The 17,327-nt window shown below is 32.9% G+C and carries 14 protein-coding genes; 1 reads left to right on the plus strand and 13 read right to left on the minus strand.

Translation table 11 applies throughout. The annotated features are described in order from the left end of the window. Positions 1–259: 259 nt before the first annotated feature. From bsdtb5_RS18725 to bsdtb5_RS18775, 11 genes are all read right to left on the minus strand, one after another. Positions 260–610, minus strand: coding sequence for a BlaI/MecI/CopY family transcriptional regulator (locus bsdtb5_RS18725; protein ID WP_271713484.1), 351 nt, complete (start codon positions 608–610; stop codon positions 260–262). Positions 611–862: 252 nt separating this feature from the next. Beyond that, complete coding sequence (locus bsdtb5_RS18730) at positions 863–3,301, minus strand: GH36-type glycosyl hydrolase domain-containing protein (protein ID WP_271713485.1); 2,439 nt, start codon at positions 3,299–3,301, stop codon at positions 863–865. 290 nt (positions 3,302–3,591) lie between these two features. Next, positions 3,592–4,035: a hypothetical protein gene (locus bsdtb5_RS18735; protein WP_271713486.1), complete on the minus strand. Its 444-nt coding sequence runs from the start codon at positions 4,033–4,035 to the stop codon at positions 3,592–3,594. Positions 4,036–4,185: 150 nt separating this feature from the next. Next, positions 4,186–5,532 carry an ABC transporter permease gene (locus bsdtb5_RS18740; protein WP_271713487.1) on the minus strand — a complete coding sequence of 449 codons (1,347 nt, stop codon included), beginning with the start codon at positions 5,530–5,532 and terminating at the stop codon, positions 4,186–4,188. Beyond that, positions 5,522–6,343, minus strand: coding sequence for a hypothetical protein (locus bsdtb5_RS18745; protein ID WP_271713488.1), 822 nt, complete (start codon positions 6,341–6,343; stop codon positions 5,522–5,524). Before bsdtb5_RS18745 ends, bsdtb5_RS18740 begins: the two co-directional genes overlap by 11 nt. 11 nt (positions 6,344–6,354) lie before the next feature. After that, positions 6,355–8,856 carry a COG1361 S-layer family protein gene (locus bsdtb5_RS18750; protein WP_271713489.1) on the minus strand — a complete coding sequence of 834 codons (2,502 nt, stop codon included), beginning with the start codon at positions 8,854–8,856 and terminating at the stop codon, positions 6,355–6,357. An 83-nt stretch (positions 8,857–8,939) separates the two neighbouring features. Further along, the gene (locus bsdtb5_RS18755; RefSeq protein ID WP_271713490.1) at positions 8,940–9,785 is read right to left on the minus strand and encodes an ABC transporter ATP-binding protein; all 846 of its coding nucleotides are present in this window, start codon (positions 9,783–9,785) and stop codon (positions 8,940–8,942) included. A gap of 342 nt (positions 9,786–10,127) precedes the next feature. Next, positions 10,128–11,333, minus strand: a complete 1,206-nt coding sequence (locus bsdtb5_RS18760) for an AI-2E family transporter (RefSeq protein ID WP_271713491.1) — start codon at positions 11,331–11,333, stop codon at positions 10,128–10,130. Further along, positions 11,330–11,950: a cytidylate kinase-like family protein gene (locus bsdtb5_RS18765; protein WP_271713492.1), complete on the minus strand. Its 621-nt coding sequence runs from the start codon at positions 11,948–11,950 to the stop codon at positions 11,330–11,332. The genes bsdtb5_RS18760 and bsdtb5_RS18765 overlap by 4 nt, the downstream gene beginning before the upstream one ends. Before the next feature lie 271 nt (positions 11,951–12,221). Further along, positions 12,222–12,746, minus strand: a complete 525-nt coding sequence (locus bsdtb5_RS18770; protein WP_271713493.1) for a hypothetical protein — start codon at positions 12,744–12,746, stop codon at positions 12,222–12,224. 15 nt (positions 12,747–12,761) lie between these two features. Further along, entirely contained in the window at positions 12,762–14,936 is a 2,175-nt protein-coding gene (locus bsdtb5_RS18775; RefSeq protein ID WP_271713494.1) for a DUF11 domain-containing protein, read from the minus strand. Between the two features lie 384 nt (positions 14,937–15,320). On the opposite strand from bsdtb5_RS18775, the gene trxA reads away from it, so the two are divergent. Continuing rightward, positions 15,321–15,638 carry a thioredoxin gene (gene trxA / locus bsdtb5_RS18780; RefSeq protein WP_271713495.1) on the plus strand — a complete coding sequence of 106 codons (318 nt, stop codon included), beginning with the start codon at positions 15,321–15,323 and terminating at the stop codon, positions 15,636–15,638. 487 nt (positions 15,639–16,125) lie between these two features. Here the strand turns inward: trxA and bsdtb5_RS18785 are convergent, their stop codons facing one another. Beyond that, complete coding sequence (locus tag bsdtb5_RS18785; RefSeq protein WP_271713496.1) at positions 16,126–16,806, minus strand: Crp/Fnr family transcriptional regulator; 681 nt, start codon at positions 16,804–16,806, stop codon at positions 16,126–16,128. Between the two features lie 175 nt (positions 16,807–16,981). Continuing rightward, positions 16,982–17,305, minus strand: coding sequence for a hypothetical protein (locus bsdtb5_RS18790; protein ID WP_271713497.1), 324 nt, complete (start codon positions 17,303–17,305; stop codon positions 16,982–16,984). Positions 17,306–17,327 lie beyond the last annotated feature (22 nt).

Below are 17,327 nucleotides of genomic sequence, written 5' to 3' on the forward strand. Positions count from 1 at the left end.
TTTATGCATTATTTTATATCATTTTTACATAATTATCAATGTTATTTCATATTAATTCCATTTCCATGTGTTAATACTCCTTGTTTTAATTACAAAAAGCAGATAAAAGAAATACCTTATCTCTTCTATCTGCTTTCTGTTACTATCCGATATTATTATATTACTTAATTCTATCAAGCAACTCCTATAGTACTACGGATCAGCCATTCCATTGACATGTCCTTATAAGAGTTCAAGCGCTCGTTGACAATTTGTATCATTATTTCTGTATGGCTGTACTGTACCCATATTGCTCAGTAAATACTTCCATCATATTAGCAATATTACCCGCGTAATGTATATTTAAAAATTCTTCATTCACTTTATGTAAACATTCTTCTTCAGTAATTGTTGGTTTATAATGATATATTCTACTATCCTTTTCATCAACGGTATAGACTACTGCTCCTTTAGCTATTAATCTACGCAAAAGAGTCTTTATCGTTCTTGGACTGCATACTTTACTTTTCTGAATTTCACTCACTATGTCCGCAGCTGTTAGTGGGGATCTATTCCACAAAACTTTTATGATCTGCCATTCGCCATTTGATATATTAGGTACATCCATCATCTTAATACTCCTTCACTTCAAGTAATTATTAAACTATATAATACCACAATTTCTAATTTTATTACTAAATTACACAGAATTTTCACAATTTGCTTAAATTATCCTACCTAAATTATTGGACAAAAAAGAGAACGATATAAAGTATACCTTTAATCGCTCTCTTTCCTGTAAGATTATATACATTTGCATTTAACTAGAAAATCTATATATGAATGATACAAATATATCAAAGTGATAAAACAATTAGGTTAATTAACCTAATATAACTTCTACAGTATGTTCTTTTCCATCACCAAATACAGGAAGAACATTACCTTCTACTACCTTACCATCAACTACCATACTGTTAACGCCAGTTGATACATGGTTAGGATTCTTAATCTCAATCTTAAAGATATCTCCTCTAAATTCACGAGTAATCTTATATCCATCCCATGAAGTTGGAATAGCTGGATCAATAGCTAAACCATCATATTCTGGTTTGATACCTAAGATATATTGAGATATAGCGATAAAGTTCCATGAAGCAGTACCTGTTAACCAAGAGTTCTTAGCTTCACCAAAACGTTTTGCATCTTTACCAGCAACCATTTGTGAATATACATATGGTTCAGTTCTATGAATATCACTGTATTCTTCTGTATAAGCTGGTGCGATTCTTGTATAATAATCAAATGCTTTATCTCCACGTCCAACAACTGCTTCTGCACACATAATCCATGCGTTGTTATGACAGAAGATACCTGCATTTTCTTTATATCCTGCTGGATAAGTTGAGATTTCACCGTATTCTACATAGTATTTTGTAAAGGCTGGGTTGTTAAGAACTAGACCATATTTGGTTCCAAGTCTATCTTCTACTGCATCTAGAGCTTGAACTGCTCTACCATCATCAGCTCCACATCCACCCATTACGCAGAAACCTTGAGATTCGATGAAGATCTTTCCTTCTTCATTTTCTTCACTACCAATTTTCTTACCGAAATCATCATAAGCACGTAGGAACCAATTACCATCCCATCCGTCTTTCATTACGATATCTCTCATCTTCTTAACTTCATTATCTGCTCTAGTAGCTTCTTCTTTATTACCTACTTTATCCATTAATTTCGCATATTCATCACCAATATAAGTGAACATACCAGCGATCATAACAGATTCTGCTACTTTACCATCTTTACTAGTTGATGTTTGGAATGATTCACCTGGTTCCATAGAGAAACAGTTAAGGTTTAGACAGTCATTCCAGTCGGCTCTACCGATTAATGGAAGTCCGTGAGGTCCAACGTTATTAATTACGTGATCAAATGCTCTCTTTAAATGGTCACTAAGTGGTTTTGCAAGGGATGCATCATTATTATATGGAGTCATTTCATCAAGGATTCCATAATCTCCAGTTTCTTTTATATAAGCAACTACAGCAAGGACTAACCATAGTGGATCATCATTAAAGTTTCCACCTATAGAATCGTTACCTTTCTTAGTAAGTGGTTGATATTGATGATATGCTCCACCATCTTCTAATTGAGTGGATGCTAGATCAATGATTCTTTCTCTTGCTCTATCTGGAATCTGATGTACGAATCCTAATAAGTCTTGGTTTGAATCACGGAATCCCATACCTCTACCAACACCTGATTCAAAATAGGAAGCACTTCTTGATAAGTTAAAGGTAACCATACATTGATATTGATTCCATACGTTAACTTGGCGATTTAATTTATCATCTGCAGATTCAACACTATATTTTGATAATAAAGCATCCCAGTGAGCAGCTAATTCTGCTAATGCTGCATCTACTGCTTCTACAGTTGCAAATTTTGCGATCATAGCTTCTGCTTTTGTCTTATTAATTACACCTTTTGATTCCCATTTTTCTTCTAATGCATTTTCAACATAACCTAATACAAATACAAGCTCTTTAGTTTCACCTGGATTAAGTGTGATATCAATAGAGTGAGATGCAACTGGTGACCAACCATCTGCTACAGAATTAGTTGATTTTCCTGCTTCTACAGCCTTTGGATTCTGATATCCATTATATGTACCAATAAAACTTTCACGATCTGTATCATAACCTGTAATAGGTGAGTTAACTGTAAAGAAAGCATAGTGATCTCTACGTTCTTTATATTCTGTTTTATGATAAATTGTTGATCCTTTAATCTCTACTTCACCAGTATTGAAGTTTCTTTGGAAGTTACGATCATCATCATCGGCATTCCATAGACACCATTCTAAGTATGAAAATAAAGTTACTTGTTTTTTCTCTGTTCCTTCATTCTTAACTACTACTTTATGAACTTCACCATTGTAATTCTGTGGTACAAAGAAAGTAACCTCTGTTGAGATGTTGTTTCTCTTACCTTTAATTACAGTGTATCCCATACCATGTCTACATTCATAGAAATCTAATTCTTTCTTAGCTGGAGCCCAACCTGGTGACCAGAAATCACCATTATCAAATAAATAGTAGTAACGTCCGCCACCTAAATCTAATGGTACGTTGTTATAACGAAAACGTGTGATTCTTCTTAACTTTGCATCTTTATAAAAACTGTAACCACCTGCAGTATTTGAAATCAAAGAGAAAAATTCTTGACTTCCTAAATAGTTAATCCATGGATATGGAGTTGTTGGAGTTGTTATGACATATTCTTTTTTCGCGTCATCAAAATAACCGAATTTCATAAAATAGAGCCCATCCTTTCTTCCTTAAGAAACCTCAAAAAGTTCATTGTATATATTTCGTATTTTACGAAACTTTCGTTGTAATCTAAATTGTTTCGTTTTCTTCATTATACTTTATAAGTTCTTCTAATTCAACTAGTATTAATACACAAAATTAACTTTCAATGCTTGTGTATTAATACTGATATCCCGAAACTTTCGCAACATATTTTTACTATTTCAATAATAAAAAAATCTGAACGAAGAAATTACTTTCTTGTTCAGATTTTATCAATTATTTATATACTTAATTATAGATTGTCTACGCTATAAACTGGATTAAAATCATCGGTATCTGTAGCATAGAACCCACCCAATTCTAGAAGCAATCCTTTGAACATTTCTTGCATATCTTTAAAATCGCTTTCTTCAATAGTTAGCGCATAGATTGTTTTTACATTAGATTGTTCAAGAAATTCTATATCTTTCGCATCTTTAAAAGGTTGCATTGGCTCAAATTCTACTGTATTTTGATTCTTTAATTCTAATTGTAGAATATTAAGTTCATCCCATAGTTGTACTTCTTCGAATCCCTTTTTAATAAAATAATCATTAATATTTCTTGCTGTTATATCTTGTGATGTCATGTAAATAAGATACATGGTTTCATCTACTTTATTTGGTTCTTTATTTTCTATTTTATTCTTTTTAACAATCGCAACATCTTTCTTATTCTTCTTACCTTTAATAATCATTGTGACCTCCTTAGTAGATTTTTTCCTGTTTATCTCCAGAATAATTTTCTACTAGTAATTTTCTTTTTCTTATAGTTTACAATAGTTTAAAAGATGTGGCAATTATTATTTGTTACAGTTTAACCTTGTTTGCTATATTATATCTATAATTTAACTTTCTGTCTTCATAGCTTCAATTGCACTGATTTTCGTTGCTCTTTTCGCTGGGTAATAACCTGATATGATACCAACACCTATTGCAAATCCAGCTGCTAAGAATGGCAACCAAAAAGGTATGATTGAAAATCTAGCATTTGCCATATCATACATAGAAGAATTCGATAGCAGCGTCTTAAATAGCGGTGCTCCAAATTTATTAATGCAATAAGATGCAATATAACTTAGTATAATACCAATCACGCCTCCAATCATTCCAATCATTGCAGCTTCAAATAAGAATAATTTCTTGATATCGGTAATAAAGCAACCTAATACTTTCATTACACCAATTTCTTTTGTTCTCTCATAGATTGACATTACCATTGTATTTGCAATACTAATTGCTGATACCAACATGGCTACTGCTCCTACTCCACCAAGAACCATTTGTAACATATTTGATGTTTGTTCCATTGTCTCAAGGGTACTTCCAAGACTATCGGAGCCATATCCAAGTTCTTTGATTTGCTTCTGAACTTTGGTTACATTCTTAACATTATCCACTCGCACTTTAATATTATCATAAGCAGCTAATGATTTCTTCGCCTGTTTTCTTCCTTCAACTTTTAAAGTTGTTATATACTCACTATATAATTTCTTGAAATAATCACTATCCATACAAATAGAATAGCTATATTGCCAATCATTCGATTCTTCCATAGTGCCTATATTCTTTAGAATAATTCTTTTTTCCTTCTTCTTCGGATTTCTTTCATATTGCCCATTGTCAAAGGATAACGTAATCTTATCTTTTGCTGGATCAATCGTAATTGGAGTAGACATCATACTATTCATGGCTCTTGGATTGTAGAATCCCATTAACACCTGATTACCAAAGACTAATTTATCGGATCCCTTAACATCAGGATAGGTTCCAAGAGTTAATCCTGGTAAATTAAAATAAGAAAAGCCCTCATAATCCATAGCAGTTACACTACCGTAACCCATGTATTTACCACTATATAACTGAACATCTCTACTATAAACTCCAGTAGCATATTTCACATGAGTTAGTTGCTTTATCTGACTTAGCAATGTATCATCAATAACTTGCTCCTTACTATCGGTTACATTACCTTTCTCATCAGTAGAATAACTATATTTTTGCACAGTAATTGTATTAATATCACCTTGCTCCATAACTTGTGATTTAAAGCTAGCATTCATTCCAATTCCTATGGATACCATAACTACAATTGAGATTGTACCAATTACCACGCCTATAACAGTAAGGGCTGTTCTAGCTTTTCGCCTACTAAGGTTACGAAGTCCCATTTTTAATAAATCACTAATCCTCATATAACTCAATTCCTTTTTTAATTCTCTTCTTTGCTAAGAAGACACCAAGTAATATTGCAAGAGATAATGTTATCATTGAGATTCCTATAACAGCTGGCCATTTGGCTAGTAGAGGTTCTTTCACTTTTTGTACTGTTGTAGCACCCATTCCTGTCATATCAGCACCTGCTCCCCCACCTTCTACACCAGCTACTGATTCCTCGTCTACCCCTTGAACTGCTGTCTCTCCATTGGTTGTACCAGTATCTTTCCCATCTGTTGTGGAACTTCCATCTGTTCCTGTCGCACTCTCGTCCGTTCCAGTTGCGCCTTCATCCGTTCCTGTTGTGCTTCCATCTGTTCCAGTTGTACTCTCATCTGTTCCAGTTGCACTTTCATCTGTTCCGGTGGCACTTCCATCTGTTCCAGTTGAGCTTTCATCTGTTCCAGTTGTGCTTCCATCTGTTCCGGTGGTACTTCCATCTGTTCCGGTGGCGCTTCCATCTGTTCCGGTTGTACTATCACCTGCAGTAGCATCTGTGTTAGTTCCTGTGTTGGATGAATCAGAATTCGTTGTATCTGTTCCAGTATTGCTAGAATCGGTACTTCCTTCTGAATTGGTATTTGTTGTCCCATCTGTGTTAGCAGCTGCTGTATCATCCGTAGCTGTGGTACTATCTGAACTATTCGTGCTATCAACACTTTGTTTTACTGTAACCTCAGAATTTATAATATTATTTTTATGTACCATATTAAGAACTTCTGCTTTCGCACCAACTGAGTGATCTATAATTACATGGACTTGATAATTCTCATTCATAAATACTTTCATGACTTTTCCTCCTAGAATTCTTCTTCTTGTTTTCTAAGTTTTTTCTTATACAAACCAATTGTTGTTTTTCTAGCAATTGGGATTCCACCCGCAACGATTACTAGCTGAATAAGCACAAACATCCATGTCTTTACGATTGGTTTTTTAGCAGTTGGTTTATTTACAATTGGCATATCTGTCATTCCTGTATTATCCATAGGCGTAGCCCCTTGAATAGTCGCCTCGAATGGGAACTCTTTATCTATGGTATCACCATTACTATCTTCATACGAGATAACTAGTACACCTTTACTTTGACCTTCTACCGTTGGTGTTACTTCAATTTCTTGCATATCACTGCTTCCTGCTTCTACATTACCTATATATATCATATTACTTGTAGCAGTAAAATCACCTTTTACACGAGCCATAACATTATTTAAAGTAGAACGTCCCATATTATAGAATTCAAAGTTTAGTGTAGTAGGCATATTAACAGTTGCTGGTCCATTAGTACCTACAGCAATGTTATTGACTACTGGTCTCGCATTCTCTAGAACTGGTATATTTAGTGTCTCTGATTCAATTACTGAATCCGAAACCCCACTTGATGTTTTTACTTTTTCTAGACCTACATAATCATATTCAAATTTAACTTCAATTGGATACGCTTTGGTTACTGAGTCTGATTTAATCTTTAATTGAACTGTCTTTTCTACGGTATCTCCAGCTTTTATCGTTGGAATATAAAAGGTATTACTGCCATTAATAATTGAAAACACATTATCTGCGGATGATATTGTAACTTTAATATTATTAGCGCTGATATTGCGGTTCGTATTATTGATTGCGAATTTAAACTTAAAAGTCTTACCTGCTACTAGGTTACCTTTACCAGTTGAAAATTTAGAAATAATCAGCTTAGGCTTACTTTTTTGTGCACCTAGATCATTTACAACATCTCTAATATATAACTTAGCTGTATCTGTGTATTCTTTTCCTGATGCTATCTTATATGCTAAGGAGACATCCAGATCGTTAAGTCCTTCTGGTATTGATTTTGATACTTCTAATTGCATAGTGATCTGTTTCTTCTGCCCCGCTTTTAAACTTTCTACATAAGTATAAGGCTCCGAAGTAGTAGGGCTAAAATTAGCATTAGTCAGATTCGTTGCTGCAATCTTCATTTCTTTAATATCTACTTTACTCTTATTCTGAATAGTATAGGTAACACTTGCATTTGCACCTGCTTGAGGGGCTGATGGACTTTGTATTACATCACTTATGATTAGATTAGGCTTACCATCTGCCGCAACTCCATCTGCTGCTGCCACTTCAAGATATACATTGGATTTTACTGTATAATCATTTCCAGCGCTATCCGTATAACTAATTTCTAAAGCTAACGTTTTTACCCCTGATGTTGCTGTCTTTGATACAATCATAGGAATCTTTATTTTTGTTTTTCCTCCTGATGATAGATCACTTGCAGTTATTTTCTCTGTAGTATAGTTTGGTATTAATCCTTCTGAAGAATAGCCATTCGTAACTGCTACTTTAATAGCCTTTGCTTTTGCAGCGCCTTTATTTCTAAGACTTACAATAAAATTAAAATCTTTACCTGCTTTTATATTGTTTGCATAAGAAGTATTTGAGATGATTACATCTGGAATGTTCGCTGTACTCTTGATAACATCAAGATAGATTGTTGAATCTTCTGTTTTATCCTCTCCATCTACTGTCTTATATTTCATCGTAACCGTTAATTTTTTCTTTCCTGCTTTTGCTGTCTTTGATACCATTAATGGTACAACTACATCCGTTGTAGTTCCTCCAGTGATTGAACTTAAATTGAAGCTACTTGAATTGTAATTAGGTAATATTCCATCGTCTGCATATCCATCCAATGATACTTTTACCTTATTAGCTGCAAGATCACCTGCATTATTAATTGATAATCTTAGGTTAAACTTCGCACCTGATTCTAGTGTTGCATTATAAGAAGTATTGGATACGGATAAATTAGCTGCCGCTTTTTGATTTGTTACTTCAATAACAACAGGATCTAGACTTACTTTTTGTGTTTTATTACCACTCAATAATTTTACTTTAAAATTCAATGTTAGATTATAGTCTGTAGCTTTTGCTGTCTCTTTTACATTTAAGGTAAAACGTACATAAGTGTTAGAATATGTATTAATTGTATCTGTTGCTTTAATTGATGATTCATCCGATATCTTACCTGTAGTTGAATAAATCATATCAATCTTAGAATCTAGTGTAAATGGTGTATCTTTAAGATCTACGGATATAACTGGATCTTTTGTTACTACATTTACCGATTTTACAGGAACTAAAACCGTAACTTTTGAACCTGCTATTGCTTTTATAGGATCCATATTCTCGCCTAATATAATCTCTGGTACAGGATCTGCTACATCCTCCGCTAATACTTTTAAGGAATAATGGCTTCCACTCAATAATAAGATTAATAACAGAGCAATCCACCTTTTTAATCTAATAAACTTTTTCATTCTTGTCCCCATGCCTTTCAATTTTTGATAACCCATTAAAGTTTTGAAATCCCTAATAGGTATGGTAGATGTTTCAATACTATTTATTTTCCATTTAGTTCTTCTTGTTCTTGTATTAGTTCTTTTTCTTGTATCTGTTCTTTTGCTTCTATCTCTTCCTCACTACTATTTTCTTGAGTCTTACTCTCCCTCTTTTCTCTTACATCATGAACGATCTCGACTTCTTGTATTTTCCCATCTAGGATATGAATAATCTTATCTGCATAATCTGCTAGTCTCTTATCATGTGTAACCATAACAATGGTCTGATTATTTGTTTTTGCAATTGATTTAATTAGATCCATTACTTCCATCGTGGTCTTAGTATCTAGATTACCTGTAGGCTCGTCTGCAAATACGATCTCAGGCTTTGCAACAAATGCTCTTGCAATACCAACTCTTTGTTGCTGTCCACCACTCATTTCTTTCGGTTTATGATTTAATCTTTTCTCCAACCCAACTTTAATGAGCATTTCTCTTGCTAGTTTTTTACGTTTCTTTGTATTTACTCTTTTAAAAACAAGCGGAAACTCCACATTTTCTAACGCAGTCATCGAATTCATTAAATTATAAGATTGAAAAACAAAGCCTAAATATCTTTGTCTGAATTTTGCAAGGCTCTTTTCATTCATTTTATGAATATTTTTACCTTTTATGATAATTTGTCCACTTGTAATTCGCTCAATTCCAGCCATTAAATTTAATAACGTAGACTTTCCAGAGCCAGAAGTACCTAGTAGACAACAGAACTCTCCTTTTAGTATCTCAAAATCCACGCCATCAACCGCACATATCTTTTCATGACCCATGCGATATATTTTCTTTACATTTTTAACTTCAATAACCTTCTCTATCTCTGTAGCCAATCTTTCTCTCACCCCTTTTACCATATGATTGCTTATCCTATTCTAAGATATTGATTCTCCTTTTTCCGTTAATCAAAATACTCCAGATTCCACTTTTGGCGAATGTTAGTAGTTTATCTTTTTACTTCCATACTATATTAATATTATTACTGATTAACTATATAAAATCTTAAATTTTCCTTACTTTTTATAGCAGTAAACACAATACATCATCTATAATATAGTATTCCTATATATGATTTTATTTTATATCCAATATAATTTGAGCACATACGTAAAAAGGCTTTGACTAATTAATAGCCAAAACCTTTTATCCTTCTGATATTATATTCCTTTCTAATAAATTTCTTTTATTAACTCAATCCATTATTCTGATTCTTGATCTTCTAACTCTTTTTGTTGCTCTTTCATATCAATTCGGTAATCAATAAAACGTACAAATAATAATTTAATAAATGCACCCACAGGTACTGCTAATAACATTCCAAATAATCCACCTACTGCACTACCGAAGATTAACGAAATAATAACCAATAGAGGATGTATCTCAATACACTGACTTAATAACTTTGGTCCTATGATATTAGCATCTATGGTTTGAATAACTAATAATACAATAACTCCTATAATCAGATGCTTAATATCTCCATTCATTAAACATACAAGAATTGTTCCCGCATAAGCGATGAATGGTCCACAATAAGGAATTAGATTACCAATACCTGCAATAATACCAATTAGTACAGAGAATTTAATACCAACAATTGATAATGATATTCCAATCAAGAACATCATCACCGTTGCATCCATTAACTGACCTCTAATATATCCTGAGAACACGCTGTCCGCATCTTTTATTAATCCACGAACACGATGATTGGTTCGATCATTAAATAGTGCATAAAACACTTTGCTAATATAAGCTTTTATAATCTTTCCATCAATCATAAAGTATATACCAATAATTAAGGTAAATAAAAATGTTGTTAAATAACCGGAGAAATTACTTAATGAAGAAACTGCACCATTCGCAATTTCCTTTATTATTCCTAATATATAGGTTGATGCTTGTTTGATATAATTTGAAAATTCCACTGATTGTATATCAATGCTATTTAATTTTTGAAGTAATGTATTATATAAATCATTAATGGAACTTACATATTCTTTACTAAGAATAACAAGGTCATCAAAATTAGCTACTCGTAATTGATCTGTAACACTATACACTAATAATGAGATGATTACTGCAATAAATACTAATAAAATTAATATTGTTGTTATAACACCATACATTCTTAGTGATTTTTGTTTCTTTTTCTTTAAAAACTTAATCTTACCATATTGCTTTTCAAAAAATACAACCAGAGGTTCTACTAAATAAGCAAAGACAAAACCAAATATTACAGGTTTGACTACAGAAAAGAACCATGATAATTTCTCAAAGATTCCATCTAATATTACTGGTGCATTTTTAGCAACAAGACTAAGTGAATAAATAACAATGCACGTAATAATTACATAAATCGCAACCTGTGTATATTGCTTATTCATTTTATCCTTTAGTTTCATTCACTATCTCCTTTTAAAATAAACGTTTTAATGCATTGCACTGCATGATCAATGCCTGTGTAACTTGTATTAATTGAGAAGTCATAATTTTCAGCCCTTCCCCATTTTTCGTTGGCATGATAATTATAGTAATTTGCTCTTCTTTTATCAATCTTTAAGATGTTCTCTTCTGCCTTATGTTCTACAAGCCCATACTGCGTTGTAGCTCTCTTAACCCTATCTTTTATGTCCGCCCAGATAAAAATATTAACTAATTCTTTTCTTCCCTTTAGAATATAGTCCGCACATCTTCCTACGATAACACAAGGGCCTTCGCTTGCTACTTTTCGTATTACATCAGCTTGTGCTAAATAGATTCTATCATCTAAAGAAAGGTTGGTGAATCCTAATTCGCTATTACCATAAGAGCCCATTCCCATTGCTATGGAGTATAGTAAGCTATTGGTAATCTTCTCTTCAGCCCTTTCAAATGCTTGCTCAGAAAAACCACTTTCCTTAGCTGCTCTAGATATTAACTCACCATCATAAAATGGGATTCCTAATTCCTTCGCAAGCTTTTCACCAATTTCTCTTCCACCACTACCATATTGTCTACTGATTGTTATCACTTTTCTCATAAAAGCTCCCTTCTGTCACCTAAGGCGACGTACAAATCAAGGGTGTGAAACGCTTTATTTCACACTAACGTCCATGCCTGCGACTTGCTCGCAGGCCTAAATTCAACGTGTGAAACGCTTTATTTCACTCTAATCACACCATTCTTATCTGAGATTATTCCATATCCATTCGTGTTGTTTTGAAGTTCTTTTTGTTTATATAAATAGTATATATAATTCCTTATATTTTTGCAATAAAAATGTAAAATATGGCATTTATTTGCTATTGAGTTTACAATTCTATTATAATTAATGCTGTTACAACAATATCATCATTACCATCCCTATGTATAGAGTGATTATCGAATGTAACTTTCGCCTGAAAAGCTTGATTTCGTTGACTTTCATTCATAAGTGCTACTTCACCTTTTTTAGTAAGTTTTCTCGATTCTTTTTCTTCATTTTCATAACTTAGTACTACCTCATAAGGAATACTAGCAGTTCCTAAGGCATTAAATGAGATAGCCTGTGAACTACGATAGAATATATTACATTGTACCGAATACGCATCCTCTTGAACATCAAAACTTTCACTTATTTGCTTTTTGAGTACGATACTCGGCCGTTTTACTTTCTTTTCTTCTTGTATGTCAGGATGGCTTTCATTAAAAACAGGACGATCTAACACCCACTTTTTAGGGCTCCTTATCATGACCTTCCAGGGATTACTTCTATTTTCTACCATTTTAATTATACCACTAATATTCTCAATGTATTCACCTACAACATAAGCGGTTTCTTCTTTATTATCCTCCATGTTTCTCCCTTCCCTCTAAGTTAATAAAGCAGCTTGATAAGTAATCACACAACTACCTTCACTATCTAGATCACCAATTCGTATTCCCTTCTCAGGATTTGCGTGAAAAGCTACTCCTTGATTAATTCTTGTTGAATTCTTTACATAGGACATACCTTGTTGGATTTTATCTGTTACAATAATATTATGAACACTGACATTACCTATATTAGATACTGTAAGTGTAAAACTAATTCGATCGCCTGGCTTTCCTATCAGTATCTTATCTGATATTTTATCTATCTCTAATCTCGGAATCGTCTGTTTTAGTTCTTTACTTGTTTGAGATTTAAATCTTGCAACATATCCTTCTTCTGCATCTTTATAGATTCCTGATACCTCTACTTGATTATGGATGCTTCCTTTATATGTATCATAATCTATGAGTCCGTCTTCCTCTTTTCTAATTTTAATCTTGTATTCAAGATTACATACATGACCTGATTCAAGAGACTCTAGAATTACTCCCGATGCAATATCGCATCTTTCATCTTTACCATTAATTCTTACGACAGGGCTATATATTGCATTTCCTTTTAAATTATGTAGTATCACTATATTAGAGATAGGAAATTTACTGATATTTTTTATGGTTTCTTTCATAACAATGCTATTATTCACATTCTCGCTTTCATTTTCCTTGCTCTTTTTTGCTTCCATTTGAATGTAAAAACCGTCATTTTCTTTGATAAATGTAATCGGATTGCTCGTTGTATATTTTTCTTCCTCTAGTTCCTGACAGTAATAATGCACTGTTGCAAATGTTTTATATTCATGGAAGCTATTCTGTGCCTTTGCTTTCAGTCTATAACTTACTACAACACTTAATCCTCCACATGGTATTGGAGTTAGTTCTCCTAACATAAAATTAATTTCATTCTTATGTTTGGATACACCATGTTTGTGGTTCGTAACTGTTATTCCATCTTCTAGTACTATCATTTCATCTGGTATACTATCTGTTACAAATACATCCCGTACACAACTGCTTCCCTCATTCGAAATAGTTAATGTTACTATGATTTCATCTCTTTCATTAACAAAATGACTTGAAACCTCTTTATTAATCGTCACTTTATTATTAACTGCATCAAACTCTAATCCTACTGCATTAACTAAATAACCTGCTCCTTCTGTATGAAATGTTAGGTCAAGACTTTCATCTAACCCTGTTACTTTGTCTGATACGTCAATTGCTGTAATATCCCATCCTACCCTTGCACCGACAGTAGCATCGTATATCATAGATGAGGTCTTTAACTTATGATTTTTATCACCTAATGTTCCTGTTTTATCCAGCATGCCATCCATACCATTGATCTGACCTGCAAAAAAATGATGTGCAAGATTGTTTGATCCAAGCAATGCTTTTTTTCTTAATCGATTATTTTCACTTCCAAAATATACTTCACTTCCTAAAGTATGATACCCTCCCATAGAAGCGCTTAATAAGAGCTTCGCATTATTTTGATACTCTTTTGGAATCTTAATATCATCTATTATTAATGAAATATTTTTATTCTTATATTCAATTATTTCTCCACCTACATAAAGACTAACCTGGCGACATTCTAAATGCTCCACAGTCTCATAGATAACCGCGAGTGTCCATCCACAAAAGGAATAGGAATCTTTCGCAAACAATACTGACGGAACATGCCCCACCCCATATACCCCAGATTTTTGATACTTAACCAATTCTGTCACTTCGGCTGTCCTTATGTAGAATAGATCATTCTCAAATAGTGAAAATCCCCTATCAAACCTTGTCTCGGCAGACGGAGTTATTTTATGACCTTCTTCCATTCCAGGCGTCCATAGAATTATATCATCATCTATTTTATCCTTTACAGAATACTCCGCTCCATCATATATTATTTTACTTCTACCTCCCCAGATTAACTCGGCATATAGAATCTCTATGTCATCTGGTAATACTAGATTGGCATTTGAACGGTTCTTTGTATAATCATTTGTCGTTTGGAATCCAAAGTCTTGAAACGATAGATTATTATCTGTTGTTATAAAAGCACCAATACTATGGTGCGTTCCGGCCAATAATTCCTTTTCTTTTTTGGATACACCAAGAGTATTTCCTGTAAATACGATTCCGCCATATATTTGCTTATTGAACCGATTGACAAATGACATATAATTTCTCCTTTAGCATATTATCTAGTACTATCATATGCGAATAGAAAAAGTTACATGAACATTCCATAAAAAAATAGATAGAATCTCCTTCTTCTGTGACTAAGTTACTGTATTCAAATTATATTTCTTATATAATATAAATATAAAGATTCAAGGGAAAGAAGCGAAATCTAAGTTTACTGAATGTATACCGTGTATAAATCAATAGATTAAGTGAAAAAGAAAAACGCTTTCACCCTCAACGTTTGTGATTTCACCTTTGCAAGCAAGTGAAATCACTTCACTAAATTGTGAATATGTGCTACCTTTCCCTAAACCATGATATCAATTTAAATAATATCTCAATAGTAAAATATGAATTATATTATAAGGAGGATTCCCATGAATACTGTAAAAATAACTCGTGATAATTTTGAAAAAGAGGTTCTTCACTCTGATACGCCAGTCTTATTAGACTTCTGGGCTAATTGGTGTGGCCCATGTAAAATGCTATCTCCAACCGTTGATGAAATTGCTCTAGAAGTAAATGATGTGATTAAAGTATGTAAAGTTAATATTGATGAAGAACCTGAATTAGCTTCTGCTTTTCATATAATGAGCATTCCTACACTTGCTGTATTTAAGAATGGAAAGGTCATTAATAGTTCCGTAGGTGTTAAACCTAAAAATGAGATTCTTCGAATGTTAGAAGTAAAATAAAAACAATAAAGTATATCTATTATTCAAAAATAATTAGAGTTTCCATAATTGAATGAGAAATCAACTACTCATTCTGTACGGAAACTCTTTTTATTTTCTATTTTTATTTATAATTCGAAGTTTAAAAGCCTTTCATAACATACACTCAGCAATCTAAAATAAGGCTATTCTCCTTGAATCATAATATGGTTTACCCGACAAATGACCAATGACCTGTTTAAAATCTAGCTTGGCAATTTGCACAAGACAGAAAAAGAGAATGCGCCTTTGAACATGTATTAGAAAATCTTGTTCTCAGTTCATTTGGTGTTATATGCTAGGACAGATCTGTCTGAGCGAAGTGAGTTATCTGTCCTAGCATATGTTTTACACAAAATGATCTGAGAACTAGAACTTCTTATACATATTCAATGAAGCATGAGCTTTTCTGTTTTGCGCAAATTGCCTAGACTCCCTCCCAAACAGGTCATTCATCCCTCAAGTCATATTATGATTCCAATAATTCTTTTAACTTCTTTTTGTCCTTTATTTCAATTGTGCCTCTTGTCACTTCAACCATGTTCTCATTTGCAAAATATTTTAGCATCCTTGATACAACTTCTCTTGCACTTCCAAGATATTTTGCAATCATTTCATGTGTCATTGTAATCTTATCACTACCTTGTTTTTTGGACTCATCCAGTAGAAAGATTGCAAGTCTCTGATCAAATCGTAAAAATAAAATCTGTTCCATTGCCCACATGACATCTGAAAAACGTTCTGCTGTTACTTTATAAGAAAAGTTTTCTACGTAAACATTTTTCTTCATTAATTGTTCAAAAACTGACACTTTCATAACTAGTATTTCACAATCACTCTGTGCATCAATGCTTACGTCAAAAGTAATATCCTTCAATATACAAGAAGCTGAAAGAATACAACAATCACCATTCGTAAGTCGATATAACGTTACTTCTTTTCCTTCCTCGGATAAGATATACGTGCGAAGTGTTCCTTTTTTTACAAGGAGCACCCCTACACATTCATTCATGCCGTTATGTAAGATATCACCTTTCTCATATTTTACAGATACTGTAGTATTTAAAATTAAGTTTTTTTCTTCTTCTTTTAAGTTATCCCAAAAACTTAATGTTTTATATAAAAATTCTTTATCTTGTTCACTTAGCATATTGCCTCCTATCTATCGCCTATGGCGACGCTCAAATAATCCCTATATGCATTTTATTTCTATTTTCTTTATTCTACCTTAATTCTACGTAATTGAAAAGGTGATTCTCCTTTGTAAAAAAGATAGAGCAAGGTAGCTTTGGTCCTCGCTCTATCTTTTTTGAATTCTCTTTTTATTAAGAAGCACTTACTTTTTTTAAAAATGTATTTTTAGGAAGACTTTCTATGTCATCTTTGAAGCACTTTACTATATTTTCAACACTCATTGATACACTCATTGAGATTTTGTTTTTAATACGTTCTTTACACATTGCTTCATTAAGAATCTCACATAATATTACAACTGCTTCTTCGTCTTTTTTGCTTCTTTCTAGTTTTGAAAGCTGTGAATTAATGCGTATTTTATTAACTAATACTTCTTCATTTTTTCTCATGTTTCTAATTTCATTCACTTCAATACGTTCCACTTCGCTAACTCCTTGATTCTTTCGCTTACTCATATCTTATCCTCCCACATTATAT

The organism is Anaeromicropila herbilytica (genome assembly GCF_016591975.1).
GTDB lineage: Bacteria > Bacillota > Clostridia > Lachnospirales > Lachnospiraceae > Anaeromicropila > Anaeromicropila herbilytica.